The 17,212-nt window shown below is 43.3% G+C and carries 14 protein-coding genes; 8 read left to right on the top strand and 6 right to left on the bottom strand.

Going from position 1 to position 17,212, the window contains the following annotated elements; genetic code table 11:
* The first annotated feature begins 133 nt into the window (after positions 1 to 133).
* The 6 genes from GQR42_RS10095 (at position 134) to bchB (ending at position 5,627) form a co-directional block, all read left to right on the top strand.
* Positions 134 to 895: a hypothetical protein gene (locus tag GQR42_RS10095; protein WP_158199870.1), complete on the top strand. Its 762-nt coding sequence runs from the start codon at positions 134 to 136 to the stop codon at positions 893 to 895.
* 476 nt (positions 896 to 1,371) lie between these two features.
* Positions 1,372 to 1,713, top strand: a complete 342-nt coding sequence (locus GQR42_RS10090; protein ID WP_158199869.1) for a hypothetical protein — start codon at positions 1,372 to 1,374, stop codon at positions 1,711 to 1,713.
* A gap of 146 nt (positions 1,714 to 1,859) precedes the next feature.
* Entirely contained in the window at positions 1,860 to 2,333 is a 474-nt protein-coding gene (locus tag GQR42_RS10085) for a tRNA (cytidine(34)-2'-O)-methyltransferase (protein WP_158199868.1), read from the top strand.
* A gap of 225 nt (positions 2,334 to 2,558) precedes the next feature.
* Positions 2,559 to 3,146 carry a prepilin-type cleavage/methylation domain-containing protein gene (locus GQR42_RS10080; protein ID WP_158199867.1) on the top strand — a complete coding sequence of 196 codons (588 nt, stop codon included), beginning with the start codon at positions 2,559 to 2,561 and terminating at the stop codon, positions 3,144 to 3,146.
* A 201-nt stretch (positions 3,147 to 3,347) separates the two neighbouring features.
* Entirely contained in the window at positions 3,348 to 3,944 is a 597-nt protein-coding gene (locus GQR42_RS10075; protein WP_158199866.1) for a ParA family protein, read from the top strand.
* 156 nt (positions 3,945 to 4,100) lie between these two features.
* On the top strand, positions 4,101 to 5,627 hold the full coding sequence (gene bchB / locus GQR42_RS10070; RefSeq protein WP_158199865.1) for a ferredoxin:protochlorophyllide reductase (ATP-dependent) subunit B: 1,527 nt from the start codon (positions 4,101 to 4,103) through the stop codon (positions 5,625 to 5,627).
* Positions 5,628 to 5,878: 251 nt separating this feature from the next.
* Here the strand turns inward: bchB and GQR42_RS10065 are convergent, their stop codons facing one another.
* Both GQR42_RS10065 and lipA read right to left on the bottom strand, forming a co-directional pair.
* Entirely contained in the window at positions 5,879 to 7,012 is a 1,134-nt protein-coding gene (locus GQR42_RS10065) for a class I SAM-dependent methyltransferase (RefSeq protein WP_158199864.1), read from the bottom strand.
* Positions 7,013 to 7,382: 370 nt separating this feature from the next.
* On the bottom strand, positions 7,383 to 8,267 hold the full coding sequence (gene lipA, locus GQR42_RS10060; RefSeq protein ID WP_072926462.1) for a lipoyl synthase: 885 nt from the start codon (positions 8,265 to 8,267) through the stop codon (positions 7,383 to 7,385).
* 166 nt (positions 8,268 to 8,433) lie between these two features.
* Between lipA and GQR42_RS10055 the strand changes: the two genes are divergently transcribed.
* Positions 8,434 to 10,182, top strand: a complete 1,749-nt coding sequence (locus tag GQR42_RS10055; protein WP_158202440.1) for a mechanosensitive ion channel family protein — start codon at positions 8,434 to 8,436, stop codon at positions 10,180 to 10,182.
* Positions 10,183 to 10,238: 56 nt separating this feature from the next.
* Here the strand turns inward: GQR42_RS10055 and GQR42_RS10050 are convergent, their stop codons facing one another.
* The 4 genes from GQR42_RS10050 to dnaX all read right to left on the bottom strand — a co-directional run bounded on the left by GQR42_RS10050 (position 10,239) and on the right by dnaX (position 14,649).
* The gene (locus tag GQR42_RS10050; RefSeq protein ID WP_158199863.1) at positions 10,239 to 10,649 is read right to left on the bottom strand and encodes a type II toxin-antitoxin system VapC family toxin; all 411 of its coding nucleotides are present in this window, start codon (positions 10,647 to 10,649) and stop codon (positions 10,239 to 10,241) included.
* Positions 10,646 to 10,912 (bottom strand): DUF2281 domain-containing protein, encoded by a 267-nt coding sequence (locus tag GQR42_RS10045; RefSeq protein WP_002775724.1) that lies wholly within the window; start codon positions 10,910 to 10,912, stop codon positions 10,646 to 10,648. The genes GQR42_RS10050 and GQR42_RS10045 overlap by 4 nt, the downstream gene beginning before the upstream one ends.
* A 71-nt stretch (positions 10,913 to 10,983) precedes the next feature.
* Positions 10,984 to 11,307, bottom strand: a complete 324-nt coding sequence (grxD, locus tag GQR42_RS10040; RefSeq protein ID WP_158199862.1) for a Grx4 family monothiol glutaredoxin — start codon at positions 11,305 to 11,307, stop codon at positions 10,984 to 10,986.
* 87 nt (positions 11,308 to 11,394) lie between these two features.
* Positions 11,395 to 14,649: a DNA polymerase III subunit gamma/tau gene (dnaX, locus tag GQR42_RS10035; RefSeq protein WP_158199861.1), complete on the bottom strand. Its 3,255-nt coding sequence runs from the start codon at positions 14,647 to 14,649 to the stop codon at positions 11,395 to 11,397.
* 242 nt (positions 14,650 to 14,891) lie between these two features.
* On the opposite strand from dnaX, the gene GQR42_RS10030 reads away from it, so the two are divergent.
* Entirely contained in the window at positions 14,892 to 17,114 is a 2,223-nt protein-coding gene (locus GQR42_RS10030) for a molybdopterin oxidoreductase family protein (RefSeq protein WP_158199860.1), read from the top strand.
* Positions 17,115 to 17,212: the final 98 nt, after the last annotated feature.

The raw sequence follows: 17,212 nt of genomic DNA, 5'->3' as shown, positions 1-17,212 counted from the left end.
CGTTTCTTATCAAGATGAAGTATAACCTAATTTGGTATGAACGACCGACTCCCCAAAACCAAAACTTCCTATCTCACCCTTAAGATAATTGCTATAATAACAGTTAATTATTTGATCAATGGGATTACTGTTTATGCTCAAGTCTGACTGGATTAAATTAATCAATGCTATTCGTCTCCGAAAAATTAATTATCAGGGTAAAGACGGTGAATTTAGTTATCGATGCTTTTACGACTACATATCAGATTCTAGAAGCGATTTAGAAAAAAAGAAAACTATCCGTTTCACTCGACACAAATCTGGACTGGAGTTTTCTGGCAAAGATAATATATTTTCTTTGACTTGTTTTTATAACTATGAAATACCCCCCGCACTTAATCAGCAAGAAACCTATCAGTTTGAGCAATTGTTAAAAAGCTCAACTGATGACATTTTTTCTGATCGTATTTGCACTGGACAAAGATCTTTTACACTAACCACCTCTTTCAGTAGTTCTAATAATACAGATAACTTCTTTTACCATGCTGGTTTTTATGCCGCAGCTTTTCTATATGCTTTTGATGTCAAAGAACCAAAAATGCAGTTAATCGATTTAATCGATCAAGAATGGATAGTAATTGATGAAAAACTAGGCTACTTTGATTTTGTTACCTATTTTAGCTATCCAAAAGCTATTCCTATCAAACTGCCTATCCCTAAAATTATCGATTTAAAGACTACCTCAAATTTTCAATTAGCAGAAGGGTTAGAAATAAACGATTTAAAGACTACCTCAAATTTTAAATTAGCAGAAGAGTCAGAAATTGCCGATATTAATCAGAGAGATTATGAGCAAGCTTCAAAATACTTAGATGAGATCAGAAGGGAAATTAAAGACGGTTTACTTGACGAATAATAACGTAAATAAGGAGAATAAATTGCTCTCTTGTACTTTATGTAATAAGTTTTACTAATTGAATATACGTTCCTTAACGAGAGCTTGATTTTTTTCCTAAAAATAAGAGATTACAAGGACGCATTATACTAAATCCTGTTTAAAAAGTATAGGAGAGAAGGGATGGGGGATGGGGGATGGGGGATAGGGGATAGGGGGAAACAATCCATAACTGGGTTTTTAAAGTTAGAATCGGCAGTTAATCACAGGATTAAAAACAGATTTAGTATTACACCTAAAATTTTTCTTAATAAATAGGCTATAAGCAATATTTTTTTAGCACTAAAATTAGGATTCTGACTAGATGCGGTTTCCCCCTAGAGGTAACAATAAAAGAGCAGCAGAGGTGATGGTTTCGCCGGTTGTGCTTGTTAAAGGTATCTTTCTTATACTACACTTGTAACACTAATTTATTTAGTATTTGGGAGAAAAAAATTATGCGGACAATTACACGCACCACCACCACCGAGATGGAAGTCACTAGCATTCGTCTGGAAAGAGTCCTCAAAGACAAGCTGAAAGAGATTTCTGGCAATCAAGGTTATCAAGCACTGATTCGCGATGTCTTATGGAATTTCGTTCAGCAGAAATCAGGAGATTATCGACCTCAGTTTTGTGCCGTCGATATAAGAGCAGTATTTAACGCTACAGCTAGAAAAAATGAGATTTGCGCTCTTACGGGCAAGCTAATCCCCGCTAATGAAACAATGTTATTAGGTTTGACTATCTATGGCGATTTAGTCCCGTTGAGTATGGACAGTTATGCCAATTTAAAATAAGTTTGACTAGGGTGGGGCAGAATGCAGTATAGTTAGTCCTCACCCAAGGGAGATGGGAAGTGGGAATTATAAATTTAAATTATCAATTATGAATTGAGAGGTGGGGAGTTTTTTGCCGTGAACAGTGAACTGATGACTGATAACTGATGACTGAAGCGATTTTAAGAGTGGTTTTAATCAATCCGCAAATTCCGCCAAATACGGGGAATATTGCCCGTACTTGCGCCGCGACGAAGACAGAATTGCATTTAGTCGGTCCCTTGGGTTTTGAAATTAGCGATCGCTATCTGAAGCGCGCCGGCTTAGATTATTGGCCTTATGTAAAACTTATGTACCACTTGACAATTGATGACTTTTGTGATTATCAACAAAAGAGCGGGGGACGGGCGATCGGGTTTAGCGTGCGCGGCAGCAGTAGTTATGTGGAATACAGCTATCAAAGCGGAGATTGGCTACTTTTTGGCAGTGAAACCGACGGTATTCCGGCAGATTTATTAAATCAATGTGATGATACAGTTTATATTCCCATGGCTGAACCGGGGGTGAGAAGTTTAAATCTTTCCGTTAGTGTGGCGATCGGATTATTTGAGGCCAGACGACAATTGGGATTTATTCGTTAGTGGGACATTTTGCTATATAAACAGAGCAAATAAACTAAATTGAGCAAAAAATCAGAAAATTGCTTTTATTTAGCTCATTTTTGCCCATATCAGGAAAAATAGCGATCGCAGTCAATTTTGTCCGTAATAACAGCAAGAAATTATGTGGATTATCCTAGCGCAAATTAATTTTTGCTCCTTTCTAATCCCATAATTTATTGAAAATAAAAAGGCAAGATGAGGCTCATGAATATCTTCGACCTTTCTCCCCATTTTTTTCGCAATTTACAGCTTTTTAATCGGCAAAAATCCACCTCTGGCTTAACTCAAGTCGAGATGTTAGTTACCCTAATTTTATTAGGAATTCTCTTAACCATGGCCATTCCTTTTTATCAGCGTTTAATGGCTTGGATTCGCTTAAATATCGCCACCTTTGAAATATCACAACATTGGAAAAATACCCGTTATCAAGCCACGGGAGAAGGTTCTCATCCCCTATCTTTGTGCATGGCAGAAAATGAAACCCAACAGATTAAAGTTGCAAAAGTGCAAGGGGACGAATGTGAAAATGTCACCGACTGGACTCCCATCACTCGCGGTGTTAGCATCGACACTGACAATTCTAGCCTACGCCGAGTTAGTGGACCGGCGGGTAATCAAGGTACAATTTATCGCTCTAGTTGGGCCGATACAAGGGGGGGTTTAGGAGGTTCTTGGGGACAGTTAGGCAGAATTACTTTAGTTGCTGCTGGCACACCCGACAAACGCTGTTTATTTTTATTCCATGTTGACGGTAGTTGGGATATTCGCCAAGATAATAGATGTGTGCTTTAAAGCGGCAAAAGTTATCGTTATCTAAGGGAGGGTATCAGCCCAAAATCTAACATCAAGGGACACTTTACACCATAAGGTCGAGACAGCCACGCTCAAAAATCTAGAATCCTGACTGATAGCCTTTCTAAACGGAAACTTAGACGGTTTTCAGTCCGTCTGGGATTACACTAGAAAATACTCACTTATTCGATCGAGCCGTTCATGATTATTTCCGTCGTAGCACTGAAGGGAGGGGTCGGGAAAACCACCACATCGATTCATTTGGCCGCCTATTTTCAGGAAAAAGCGCCCACCTTATTGATTGATGCGGATAAAAATCGTTCGGCTCTCCATTGGTCCCGGGAAGATACCCTTCCTTTTATGGTAGCGTCCCAAGCTGGAGCGACGGGACTGGTGAAACAATACACTCATATTATCGTCGATACCCAGGCCCGGCCGGAGCCGGACGAGTTAAAAGATTTAGCTCAGGGCAGCGATTTATTAATCCTACCCACCACTCCCAATCATCTCGATATTGATGTCACGATTAAAGCGGTAGAATTGCTGTCCACGATGACCGATAATTATCGAGTTCTTTTAACCCAAGTGGATTCACGGACGAAAACAGGAAGAGAAGCGCGGAAAGCTCTAGAAGAAGCAAAATTACCCCTATTTAAGCGAGAAATTCCCCGTTTAGTTGCTTTTGAACGAGCGGCCGAAAAAGCAGTCATCGTCAAAGATTATCCCGACCCCCGGTCTAATTTCGGTTGGCTTTGTTACCAAGCGGTCGGTAAAGAAATTTTTGCCCTAATGACATAAATTGTTAAAAAAAAATTATATTAATATTTGTGTCATTTTTCCCCAAAAAGATACTTAATCTGCATGGGGACTTTTTGTAATCTTCCGTTAAGTGTTCACTCCTAAATCGGTAAAGTCTGAGACAATCAAAAAAGTCTGACTGTAGGAGAAACCTCTATGAAATTGGCCTATTGGATGTACGCGGGTCCCGCTCATATTGGCACTTTAAGGATCGCCAGTTCCTTTAAAAATGTTCATGCTATCATGCACGCTCCTCTGGGAGACGATTATTTTAACGTCATGCGCTCGATGTTGGAAAGGGAGCGTAATTTCACCCCCGTCACTGCTAGTATTGTCGATCGTAATGTTTTAGCCCGGGGTTCCCAAGAAAAAGTCGTCGATAATATTGTTCGCAAAGATCGCGAAGAAAGTCCCGATTTAATCGTTTTAACCCCCACCTGTACCTCCAGCATTCTCCAAGAGGATTTACAAAACTTTGTCGAAAGAGCGCGACAGGATGCCCAAGGAGATGTGCTGCTGGCCGATGTTAACCACTATCGCTATAATGAACTACAAGCGGCCGATAAAACCCTCTATCAAATTATCAAATATTATCTCGATAAGGCCCAGAGAAAAGGGGAAATTATCTCCCAGAAAACCCCTAAACCTTCGGTTAATATTATTGGTATTACCACCCTCGGCTTCCATAACCAACATGATCGTACAGAATTAAAGCGGTTAATGGCAGATTTGGACATTGAAGTTAACGAAATTATCCCCGAAGCTGCCTCCGTAGAAAACTTAAAAAATCTGCCCCGCGCTTGGTTTAATCTCGTTCCCTATCGAGAAGTGGGATTAATGACAGCCAAATATCTCGAAAGTGAATTCGCCATGCCCTACGTTGATATTACCCCCATGGGAGTAGTGGAAACGGCGCGCTGTATTCGCCAAATTCAAGAGGTAATTAATGGCCAAGGTGCGGCAGTAGATTACGAAGATTTTATCAATGAACAAACTCTGCATATCTCCCAAGCTGCTTGGTTTTCTCGTTCCATCGACTGTCAGAATTTAACGGGGAAAAAAGCGGTGGTTTTTGGTGATAATACCCACGCAGCCGCTATGACAAAAATTCTCGCCAGGGAGATGGGAATCCATGTGGTTTTAGCGGGGACTTATTGTAAGTATGATGCCGATTGGTTCCGGGAACAAGTGAGTGAATATTGCGATGAAGTGTTAATTAGTGATGATAATGGGGCGATCGGAGATGCTATTGCTCGATTAGAACCAGCGGCGATATTTGGTACTCAAATGGAACGTCACGTCGGCAAACGATTAGATATTCCCTGTGGAGTAATTGCCGCACCTATTCATATCCAAAATTTCCCCCTCGGTTATAAACCTTTCTTAGGTTACGAAGGCACTAATCAGATCGCCGATTTGGTCTATAATTCCTTTACTTTGGGGATGGAAGATCACCTATTAGAGATATTTGGTGGTCATGATACAAAAGAGGTAATTACTAAAGGTATTTCGGCAGATTCTGACCTAAATTGGAATAAGGAAGCTACGGTAGAATTGCAGAAAATCCCCGGTTTTGTGCGGGGGAAAGTCAAACGAAATACCGAAAAATTCGCCCGGGAGCGAGGTATTGGTGAAATAACTTTAGAGGTAATGTATGCCGCTAAAGAATCTGTAGGAGCTTAATTATTTTTGGGGCTGAAATTTAACAGCATTCAGCCCTATTTTTTTATTTAGGGTTTGCTGAATAAATCTAAAAACCTTGTTGGGTAAGACTTTTAGACCTTTTGTCAATCAAAAAGTACCGGACTGGGAGTGATCAGGGGGAAAATTCCGGGACTTTTTCCCTGAAAATTAGGTAATTTACCAGATGAAAACTGGTAAAACCCTACACCCTACACCCTACACCCCACACCCTGCCCCCACGAGAAACTTTTTCAGCAAACCCTATTTAATCCCTGAAGTATTCTTTCCTCTACTCCTTTCCCCTGAATTAACACGCCAAATCCTCCTAAACCAGTGGGATTGATTAATTGATGTAAGGCATCTCGACGCTGAAATATAGTTAATATATCGATTTTTCCTTGAGAAAGTTGATTTAATCTATCCCCTAATCCCAAAGCCATTAAAAATAATCCTTGCTGGGTAAAACCGAGATTTTTTAAGCCTAATTTTTCCCCTTGACGTTGTAAAGCAGTAAAATCCACATGAGTGGTAATATCTTGTTCTCCCACCCACAAATAAGGATGATCATGACGCTGATGTTGTCGATAACATTGTAGGGTTCCTTGACTTCTTTGGGGATGATAATATTTTTCGGCAGTGTAACCGTAATCTATGGTTAAGATATATCCTCGATCGAGTTTCTGATTAACCGTTTCTAACCAGTCTAAAGCTAATAAGTTTACCTCGGTTTGATAGCCCTCCCGATAAAGTGGGGAGGGAATATTTATCCCCACTAAATCAAAATAGTCTTTGATTCTGTCGCTGGATAAATCTCCGATAATCTCCTGAAAAGGTTCCCCCAATCCCAGATAAATTTCTCGTAATTCTCCCGACTCGATCACAACTCGATGGACAGGAAAAGCATCGATCAACTCATTACTAAACACACAACCCACAAGGGAATTATCGGCTAAATCCAGCCAACTTTGCCAAGATACCGGGGAATATCCCGCTAAAGTTGCCCGTTGTCTTTCCCTGAGTTTCTGAGATTGTTCGATAATTATATAACTGAGATTTTGATAAAAATCAGCATAGCTATCACTTAAATAATCCAGGATATCTTTCGCTAAAATTCCCGAACCTGCTCCCACTTCCACTAAAGTAAATCCTCGCGAATTGCCCAAAAATTCCGCCATCTCGACAAATTGCTCCGCCAACAATTGACCAAAATCTGCCCCTAGGGACGAGGAAGTAAAAAAATCTCCTTTTGAGCCAATTTCTACTTTTCCAGAGGTGTAATAGCCATAATCGGGGTGATAGAGAGCTAAATCCATCCAGCGATCGAAGCTAATTCGACCCGCTGCTGATTGTTTAATTTCCTCTAGGATGATTGCTTCTAAATTCATCTTAATCAGGGATCAGTAAACAGTAATCAGTAATCAGTAAACAGTAATCAGTAATCAGTAAACAGTAATCAGTAAACAGTAATCAGTAAACAGGTATAAAGATAAAGATAAAGATAAAGATAACTAATACTAAATCCGTTGAATATAGGCTACATAAGGGGAATAAATAATCAGTCTTTAATAACCAGATTTAGTAGAACTAACTAATTAACTTAAAACTTACATCTGATCACTGATAACTGATAACTGATCACTGATAACTGATCACTGATAACTGATCACTGATCACTGATAACTGATAACTGATCACTGATAACTGATCACTGATAACTGATCACTGATAACTGATAACTGATAACTGATAACTGATTTACTCTCCCGCATGATAGGAACTGCGGACTAGGGGGCCGGATCTAACCTGAGAAAACCCCATTTTTTGGGCAATTTCTCCCAACTCGCTAAATTCTGCGGGAGTCCAATATTTCTGTACGAGCAAATGTTCCAGAGAAGGACGCATATATTGACCAATAGTAACTCGATCGCAGTCGATCGCCCGTAAATCTGCCAAAGTCTCGATAATTTCCTCTTTTGTCTCACCGTGACCGACCATTAAGCCGGATTTCGTCGGAATTGACCGATCGATTTCCTTAACATAACGCAAAACCGCCAAAGAGCGATCATATTTAGCCCCGCGTCTAACCGGCCCTTGCAAACGGCGCACCGTCTCGATATTGTGATTGTAACAGGCAGGTTTTGCCCCTACCACCGTCGCCACCCGTTCCTGTTGACTTCCCTTACCTCCAGCAAAATCCGGGGTTAACACCTCAATTAAAGTGTGGGGATTGAGTTCGCGAATGGCTGTCATCGTCCGCACAAACCAACTGGCTCCGCCGTCTTCCATATCATCTCTGGCTACAGAAGTCAAGACAACGTAACTTAAATTTAACAATTGCACCGCTTCCGCCACTTTTTGCGGTTCCTCCACATCGAGAGGCATGGGTGCATGACCCTTATCCACTTGACAAAAAGCACAGGACCTGGTACAAGTGGGACCCATCAACAAAAAAGTCGCCGTACCTTGGGCATAACATTCGCCGCGATTGGGACAGCGACCTTCCTCGCAGATAGTATGAATGTTCCTTTGTTTGATAATGCGCTGAACCGTGGAAATTTCGCTAGATTTGCCGAGCGAACGCCGTAACCAAGCGGGTAAAGACGTAATTTCCTCGCGCCACTGTGGGGGTATATTGGACATGAGAAGTTAACTAATGTTGGGGATTTCAGTAATCAGTAATCAGTTATCAGTGGGGGGTTAGGGAGAGGGGAGAGGAAGGAAAACTTAGTATCTCACCATAAAGATAACTGCTATAAGCTGAGAAAGCGAGTAAAGATCATTGTTAATCAAAAAGGAAATTTGGGCAATGGGACGACGGCAACCAGGAAAAATTTTCAATCTGGTCTTTCAAGGATTGGTGGGTTGCCTTTTGGTTAGTATGTTTGTTCTTAATTCCCTGCCCTCCCTAGGCCAAAATTTTCTGGTTCCATTTGCATCTCCCACGGGGACAAGGATTTTTGTAGCCGGGGATATAGAATATACTTCCGTGTATTTAGATGGATTTGCCTTATTTCAGATTGCCTCCCAAGATTTTACCGCTTCTAGGGTGGAAGCGGCCCAGGAACTCTCCCCAGTACAAAGACGGGCTAGGCGCATTGAAAGAGGTTTAAATAATATTATCAATGGGGGTTTTGATCCGACAACCTTGCAAGTAAGTCCGGCGACCCTCAATAATTTAACCGTGATTGTGGCTAGGGATAACCAGAAGTTACCGCAACAGGTAATTCTGACAGTAACAGAAGTTGATGCCCTGATCGATTCTTCTTCGGTTGACGATTTAGCAGACCGATGGGTTAAAATCATCCAAACAGCTTTGCTCCAAGCTTGGCAAGAACGTCAGCCCGCCGCTCGCCGGCAACAGGTAATGACTGCCCCTATAATTATTTTCGGGGTGGTTTGCTTAAGCTGTTTATTAATTTGGTGGCAGAAACGTTTAAGAAATCGCTTTAATCTCCTCAAAAAACAGGCTAAAAGTCAATCTGATCGGAATTTAGCCATAAATTCCCCCCCCAGAAAAGATCGCTCCCAAGAACCGATTTTAGCCTCTCTAGAACATTCCTCTAATTTCCGTCAACAGGCTGATATTCAGCGACAACTGACATTAAATATTCTCTGGAAAAGACTGGCTCTCATTGGACTGATACTGCTTTGGTTTGGCGGAATAGCGGCGATTTTGTATGTATTTCCTGAAACTAGGCTAGAAGGACGGGGGATAATTCGTATTCCTTTGCGGATTTTTATTATCTGGTTGCTGCTGACATCAGTGAGCAATATGGTTAATCTCTACGTTAATTTTCGGCTACGGGAGTGGGTAGAGGAAGGAGCGGTGTTTTCCGAAAATTTGGAAAGGAGGATTCTGCGCGCTCCAACTTTATTAAAAGTTTGGCGAGAAATTATTACATTTATTGCTATTTTTCTGGGAATTTTGATTTTTTTTGCTTGGATGGGTCTTTCTTTCGCCTTTTTACTCACGGGAGCCGGTTTAGTGGGAGCATTGCTCACCTTTGCCTTTCAGGATCTTTTAAAAGATTGGATTAACGGTTTTCTGATTGTCTTTGAAGACCAATACACTGTTGGTGATATGATCCAGTTTCAGGAGTTTATTGGTTTGGTGGAAAATCTGAGTTTGCGAGCGACTCAATTGCGGGCTGCCGATGGACGTTTAATCACTATTGCCCATAACCAAATTATTAGCGCACACAACCTCAGTAAAGATTGGGCGCGGGTCAATTTTACCATCGAAGTCGCCTATGACACCGAGGCAGATGTGGCGATCGCTTTAATGACAGCCATCGCTGAAAATATGGCTGTAGATCCACAATGGCAAGAAGATATCATCAATCCCGTGCAGGTTGCTGGTGTTAGTCGGGTTTCTCACATGGGAATGGAAATTATGCTCAGAATTGTCGTCAAAAGATTACGACAATGGGATATAGAAAGAGAGTATCGTCGTCGTCTAAAAATTGCTTTTGAGGAGAAGGGAATTCACATCGGTATTCCCCAACAAAGTTTCCTGATAGCACAAGATAAAGAACAATTCAAAGGACAGTTTTAAAGGGGAGCATTTTCTATCGGTGGAGTTATAGGCCGTTGAAAGCAGATTTTCCATCACTACCCTTGAATAATATCAAAGCTGCCTTGGTTTTGAATCCGATAAAACAGGAAATCTGCATCGAGGGTGAGAATTTGCCGATACCCAGTCTTTTCAGCTACTAAAACTAGGGTTGCATCTGCCAAGTCCATCGGTCGATCACAGTATTGTTCCATTAAAGCCAACAAGCGACTAAAATCACTTTCCTGAATATTGTAAACCACCAGCAGTTTGTCTAAAAGAAGTTGTCCCAGTTGTTTTTGCATTTGCCAACCACCCCGATGCAGCGCAAGGTACATGGATTCGGTCAGGCATGACCAAGTTGTGACGAGAGGCTTTGCTAAACGCATTACCGTATTTCTGTAGGCTTTATGTTGGGGTTGGGTGCGATCGACCAAACAAAGCAGGACTCCTGCATCACACAGGATCATAGCTCTAGTCCTTGTTGCCGATATTTTTCGAGCAGGAGTTGTTGGTAGTCGTTTATTGGTTCCGGTGAATTGACAGTTAAGCCATCTACGCCTTCAAACCATTGTAACCACATTTCTATCAGTTTTCCATCAGGCTGAGTGTCAAAGGTTTTGACTCGATATTTATGGTCGAGAAGATCAATAAAGTCGCTTACTTCCTGAACAAGGACTTCGGGGAGTTGCTGTAGCTTAGAAATTGCAGTTTCTCGAATTGTCACAATCATCACCTCTACCAAGATTGCTAGTTGGACAACTTTAAACTAGGTTAGGTTAGATATCCTAACCTAGAAAATTTTTAGGAAGCTAAGGCTACCTCGACTATTTGTTGTAGTTCCCCATTTTGATAGAGTTCGATCATAATGTCGGAACCGCCAATAAATTCACCGTTGATATAGACTTGGGGAATAGTCGGCCAATCGGAATACTCCTTAACTCCTTGTCTTAACTCCTGATCTTGCAGAATATCGACAGTTTCGTAGGAAACCCCCAGAATATTGAGAATTTGTATGACGTTATTCGAGAAACCACACTGAGGCATTAATTTATTGCCCTTCATGAACACAATAACTTTGTTATTCTGGACTAATTGATCGATTCTGGCCTTAGTTTCGGGTGTCATAGGTCTAGTAGCTAGAATTTGAGCAAGAATAGCCAATCCTGAGACGTGGCATATCCTATTAGTTTAGCACAAGCCGTTGAGATAGCTTTAAAAAGGCAGGTCTTCGTCCTCCTCCAAACTATCTAAAATTTCGTTAACATCAGGTCTCCCGCGCACGATAGTCATATTTTCCAGAGACTTATTAACTTTAGTTTCTGCGGCCGAATTTTCTGGCAGTGAATAACCCATATTGACCACTTCACCATCAAAAGATTTCGCTAACTTTTGAGCGGCTGCCAAAATTTCGCTAACATCGACATCTTGATCCAATGTCTCCAAAGATGAATCAAAATTTAAGATTTTTTCGGGCAGTTCTGTGCTAGGAGTTTTTGGTGTTCCCGACGCGGTGAACTTTGCTTCTTTTTTCTCGATAATTGCTTCTTTGACCGGGGGAATATCCACCACGGTCATAACTTTATTTTCGGGGGTTATTGGTGGGATTGGTGCGGTTTCCGGTGGTGGTGGCATCTTGGCCGCTGGGGATTGGGAAACTTCCGCAGCCATGGCAGGAGTACCGGAACCTACCTGTAAATGAACTTTAATCCGGCGCTGAAAAACAGCCTCGAAAGCTGACTCAATATTAGTCAAGCGTAGCCGGGCCATTTTTAATAATTGTTCCGAAGATATGCTTACATAAGCACTCGATTCTGACCTACTAAAAAGACTACCGTGCTGACGCAAGAGAGTGCGAGTAGTGGGGGGTTCCATTACTTCTAAAACCTGCTGCCAAATTTGTTCATGATTGTCATCACTGGCAACAGTTTTAACCTCAGTTTTCGGCACTTCGACCCTAGTTGTCGGGGTGATAACCGCCGGTTTGATCGGTTCATTCACCGGCGCCGGTGCTGTGATCACTTCCGGGGGCCTCTCGGCGCTGGTTTGGGGACGGGAAGGTGCTACCGTGGCAACTAGAGGAATCACCTGTGCTTGGGGTAACAGTCCTAAAAGGGTGACTTCTAACCAGAGACGGGGTTGAGTGGTGTTTTTTAGTTGGGTTTCGCTGTCTTTAAGAAGTTGTTGACCGCGGAGAATTTCCTCTAAAGACCAAGTACGCGCTTCCGTACACAATTCTTGCCAAGTGGGAGCGGTGACAGCGACCATTTCTGGACGATTAGGGGCGGTTTTAGCTAAAAGTAGGTTTAAATAGAATCCCGCTAGATTTTGCAAGACGATTAAAGGTTCCTTACCGCGATTCATCAGATGGCGACATTGTTCGATAACTTGATCGGGAATATTGCCATGAATGACTTTAAGTAGGGTTAAAAGGTCTCTTTCGGGGACTGCACCGACTAAATCCCAGACTCGCTCGGCCGTAATCGTTCCTGCGAGTAAACTTAATTGATCAAGGAGACTTTCGGCATCGCGTAAACCACCGTTAGCGATCTGAGCCACAAGGGTTAATGCTTCTAGGTTAATATCGATCGCTTCTATTTGGGCGATTTTTTGCAGGTGTGCCACCATCGCATCGAGAGCAATACGGCGATAATCAAAGCGTTGACAACGGGAGATGATGGTAGGCAAGACACGCTGAGGATCCGTGGTAGCAAGCACAAAAATCACTCGATCCGGCGGTTCTTCCAGAGTTTTCAGCAAAGCATTAAAGGCCGCCGTACTGAGCATATGGCAGTTATGAACTAATAACCCATTGGCAACAAAATTATGATTGTCCTCCACTTCTAGGTCATAGACGCTTTCTGTGTCACCTTCTTGAATCCCTATCACTTCCTCGAAATTTGTAAGCCATTGAGGGGATTGCATAGGGTTGTAAATCGGCAATCCATCGGGCTGTGGCCGATGCTCCCATTTTGAGGTAATGATAGATCTTCCCCGTACTGTGTCGAGTATAGGATAGGCTTTTTGTAGCGTAACCTCTTTGAGTGAGCCAATCGGCAATAAGTTGATTTTCGGCGGGGGAATATCCTTCCGTGTGTAATTGGATAGAACGGCTTCCGTGAGGGGTGATACTGAGTGATCCGTCATCCATATACCACCAAGCCAGTCCTTCGGGTGTGATGTTTTCCAGCCAATTGAGGGAAACAAATTTTCGTTCTCCTTGAGGTCTGACCATCTGGAAAACTTCTCCAAGGCTGGGATGACAAACGCTGCGGGCATAGATTGAAAGTTCTCCATATCCACCGTTGGCAACGATTTGTGACTGAATTTGTAACTCTGGAAGACGACTGGCTTTGTATTCAAGCCATTCTTGTTGTTTACTGCCATGATTCCAGCGTATTCTCGGCCATCGACTGTTTTGGTTGGGGTAATCGATAGTTCCATCTCCGAGTAAAGTCCCGTATATAAGTCCGAGGCTGTTTGAGGACAAAGATTCTCGATGGAACAGTAATTTTTTGGTTCGCTTTTCCCATAAACCGTGTCCTTGTTTGTAAGGATGTCTTTGCCAATAGGATTCAATACTTTTGATCCCTCTGCCTTTTTGTTGGAGAAACAAGGGAATTTCCAGTTTTTCCCCACAGCCACACTGACAAAAGGGCTTGATGGATTCAGCCTGTTGCAAAATAGAGGCCAAGTCATAGACTCTTGTTCCGTTACTATTGCCGTAGTTTTGATGCCCTGAAACGAAACGTCGGTTATGTCCATCCCTTCCATACTTAGAGATGAGTTGCCCGCAGCCACATTCACAGGGGATAGGATCTGATCGCCGATTTTGAGATTTTTTGCTTGTATCCATGCTTTTTCTGTTCTAATCAAATGATTACCAGTGCAATTAATCGTCCGATTTCTGGTTTGAATGGTTAAAGTTGCTTTTACGCCTCGGTTTAGCCATCGCAGGACTTTTTTATATTCCCACTCTCCGCTGCTCTCGTTGTAACTGAGAACTCGTTTTCCGAGAATCTCAGGATGATTAATGGGGATTAATCCCGTTTCGGTGAAAACAAGGCTATCCCCAGTCAGGCATTCATCGATGACATAGACTTTATAACGACATTGGACGGGGGCAAATTGCGATCGCTCGATAATTTCCCGAATGTTATCCACACCGGTATTACTAGCGGCATCAATTTCGATCACGTCTAAAGCGGAACCATTGGCGATCGCTTGACAGACGGAACACTTACCACAGGGAATCGGTGTCGGATGGTCACTAGACAGACAGTTAAGGGATTTGGCTAAAATTCGCGCCGAGGAAGTTTTCCCTGTGCCTCTGGGTCCAGTAAATAGGTATGCAGGGGCGATTCGCTCACTGATTAAGGCATTACTCAGGGTCGTAGCGATCGCTGATTGTCCCACCAAATCGGCAAAGGTTTGGGGACGATACTTATGATGTAGAGGTTCGTAGGTCATGACTGGCTGAAAACTTTTTCCCCACCCTAGAGACTACTATTATCCTATCCCGATTCTTTTTCAACACGAGAACAAGTGTATGCTTTTTATCTAGCCAGTTGTAATGCGCGATTTGCATCACGAAAATGGCAATTTAGCTAAGGCTTGCAATAAATTGTATTAATAACTACAATTTTGCCGAGAAAATCTGCGGACTATCTTAGTATGCCCAAAGATAGCGCCACCAATCAGACCCACTGCTTATGACTGAATCTACAAAAACCCAATGTCCTTACTGTGGAGTAGGTTGTGGTTTGACAGTCACCCCCGGCGCGTCGGCCGGACAAGCATGGAAAGTCTTTGGGGACAAGTCCCACCCCTCCAGTCAAGGTATGATCTGTGTCAAGGGGGCTACCGTAGCGGAATCAATCGATAAAAATCGCCTCAAAACCCCGATGATCCGCGATTCTCTCCAAGAGCAATTTCGTCCTTGTACTTGGGAAGAGGCCCTTGAGCGCATCGTTAACCAGATGCAAACTCTAATCGCTCAGGGGGAAAAGGAAAGTATCTGTCTATACGGTTCGGGACAATTTCACACCGAAGATTACTACATCGCCCAAAAACTGGTCAAGGGCTGTCTGGGAGTCAATAACTTTGATGCTAATTCCCGTCTTTGTATGTCTTCGGCCGTGGCCGCTTACCTTGACAGTTTCGGTTCCGACGGTCCCCCCTGCTGTTACGATGACCTAGAATTAACCGATTGTGCCTTTCTGGTGGGGACAAATACAGCCGAATGTCACCCCATCATCTTTAACCGTCTGCACAAGTACCTCAAACGTAACAAAGAAGCGAAATTAATCGTCGTCGATCCCCGCAGCACTAAAACCGCCGAGGCCGCTAATCTCCACCTAGCCATTAACCCGGGGACCGATATTGACCTATTTAACGGTATTGCCCACCTGTTACTGGGTTGGGGTGCGATCGATACCTATTTTATCGATAAATGCACCAGGGATTTCCCCAAATACGCCGAAATTATCCGCCATTATCCCCCCGAAATCGTCGCCCCTAAATGCGGTATCCCCATCGACGATTTAGAACAGGCTGCCCGCTACTGGGCCGAATCGAAAAGAGTGCTTTCCCTCTGGTCGATGGGTATCAATCAATCCAGCGAAGGCACGGCCAAAGCCCGCACTTTAATCAATTTACACCTAATGACGGCTAATATCGGTAAACCGGGGGCTGGTCCTTTTTCCCTAACCGGACAACCCAACGCCATGGGAGGACGGGAAGCTGGCGGCCTCTGCCATCTTCTCCCCGGTTATCGTTCCGTCAAAAATCCCCAACACCGGGCCGAAGTGGAACAAGCTTGGGGTTTACCTGCTGGTCGGATTTCTCCGGTCCCTGGTCGCGACGCTTGGAGTATGATTACTGGTTTAGAGACGGGAGATGTCAAACTTCTTTGGATTGCCGCTACTAATCCGGCTGTTAGTATGCCTGATCTAGAACGTACCAAGGCGGCCTTGTTAAAATCACCTTTTACTATCTATCAGGATGCCTACTATCCCACAGAAACCAGCGCCTATGCCCATTTATTACTGCCAGCGGCCCAATGGGGCGAAAAAACGGGAACAATGACCAATTCTGAGCGCATGGTGACGTTAAATAAGGCTTTTCGCCCTCCCGTGGGACAAGCTCAGGCCGACTGGCAAATTTTTGCCGAAGTTGGTCGCCGTTTGGGTTTTCAGGCACAATTTAATTTTCAGGATTCGGCCGAGGTATATTCCGAGTTTGCCCGCTTGACATATAAACGTCCTTGTGATATGACAGGGATTAATTATGATCGCCTGGCCGAGACTCCCCGACCGTGGCCCGATTCCATCGATGAAATTTCCGCCCCTAAAACCGCTAATTCCGGGGAATTACTAGGGAATTTAGTTAAAGATGACGATAAAAGCCAAAAAACAGCCGCAAAACGCCTTTATACCGATGGTAAATTTAATACTGCCGATGGTCGTGCTGTTTTCGCCGCCTACCACAGTAAAGGTCTAGCGGAACCCCCCGACGATGATTATCCCCTCGTGTTAACCGTGGGGCGCTTGTACGGTCACTGGCACACCCAAACCCGCACCGGCCGCATCGAGAAAATTGTCAAAATGCACCCCGCACCTTTTCTGGAAATTCATCCCCAAGATGCGGCAAAATTGGGCATAGAAGCAGGGGAATGGGTGGAGGTGCGTTCTCGTCGCGGTTTTGCCCGTTTTCCCGCTTTAATTACCAAAGCAATTGCTCCTAATTGTGTCTTTGTGCCGATGCACTGGGGGGCTTTATGGGCAGAAAATGCTGAGGCTAATAGTCTCACCCATCCGGCCGCTTGTCCGATTTCCCTGCAACCAGAATTAAAAGCTTGTGCTGTCAAATTAATCCCGTTGAAGTCTTTAGTTAATGCCGAATTATCTCCTGGTCAATTTCTGGCAACTCCCTAATCAAATTTGGCTTTCCCTTTAGTTATTTTTGTTATGCCAATTTTCCAAAATCTGGTGGGTAGTTTGTCTTTAAAGAATTGCTAAGTAGGGTTTGCTGA

This window comes from Microcystis aeruginosa FD4, assembly GCF_009792235.1.
GTDB lineage: Bacteria > Cyanobacteriota > Cyanobacteriia > Cyanobacteriales > Microcystaceae > Microcystis > Microcystis viridis.
The sequence above is the reverse complement of the archived record's forward strand: the minus strand, read 5'-3'. Positions and strand labels throughout refer to the sequence as shown.

What these genes read in the sequence shown, in the direction of transcription:
- GQR42_RS10095 (WP_158199870.1), top strand. Translation starts at nt 134, where the DNA reads ATGCTCAAGTCTGACTGGATTAAATTAATCAATGCTATTCGTCTCCGA.
- GQR42_RS10090 (WP_158199869.1), top strand. Translation starts at nt 1,372, where the DNA reads ATGCGGACAATTACACGCACCACCACCACCGAGATGGAAGTCACTAGC.
- GQR42_RS10085 (WP_158199868.1), top strand. Translation starts at nt 1,860, where the DNA reads ATGACTGAAGCGATTTTAAGAGTGGTTTTAATCAATCCGCAAATTCCG.
- GQR42_RS10080 (WP_158199867.1), top strand. Translation starts at nt 2,559, where the DNA reads ATGAATATCTTCGACCTTTCTCCCCATTTTTTTCGCAATTTACAGCTT.
- GQR42_RS10075 (WP_158199866.1), top strand. Translation starts at nt 3,348, where the DNA reads ATGATTATTTCCGTCGTAGCACTGAAGGGAGGGGTCGGGAAAACCACC.
- bchB (WP_158199865.1), top strand. Translation starts at nt 4,101, where the DNA reads ATGAAATTGGCCTATTGGATGTACGCGGGTCCCGCTCATATTGGCACT.
- GQR42_RS10065 (WP_158199864.1), bottom strand. Translation starts at nt 7,012, where the DNA reads ATGAATTTAGAAGCAATCATCCTAGAGGAAATTAAACAATCAGCAGCG.
- lipA (WP_072926462.1), bottom strand. Translation starts at nt 8,267, where the DNA reads ATGTCCAATATACCCCCACAGTGGCGCGAGGAAATTACGTCTTTACCC.
- GQR42_RS10055 (WP_158202440.1), top strand. Translation starts at nt 8,434, where the DNA reads ATGGGACGACGGCAACCAGGAAAAATTTTCAATCTGGTCTTTCAAGGA.
- GQR42_RS10050 (WP_158199863.1), bottom strand. Translation starts at nt 10,649, where the DNA reads ATGATCCTGTGTGATGCAGGAGTCCTGCTTTGTTTGGTCGATCGCACC.
- GQR42_RS10045 (WP_002775724.1), bottom strand. Translation starts at nt 10,912, where the DNA reads ATGATTGTGACAATTCGAGAAACTGCAATTTCTAAGCTACAGCAACTC.
- grxD (WP_158199862.1), bottom strand. Translation starts at nt 11,307, where the DNA reads ATGACACCCGAAACTAAGGCCAGAATCGATCAATTAGTCCAGAATAAC.
- dnaX (WP_158199861.1), bottom strand. Translation starts at nt 14,649, where the DNA reads ATGACCTACGAACCTCTACATCATAAGTATCGTCCCCAAACCTTTGCC.
- GQR42_RS10030 (WP_158199860.1), top strand. Translation starts at nt 14,892, where the DNA reads ATGACTGAATCTACAAAAACCCAATGTCCTTACTGTGGAGTAGGTTGT.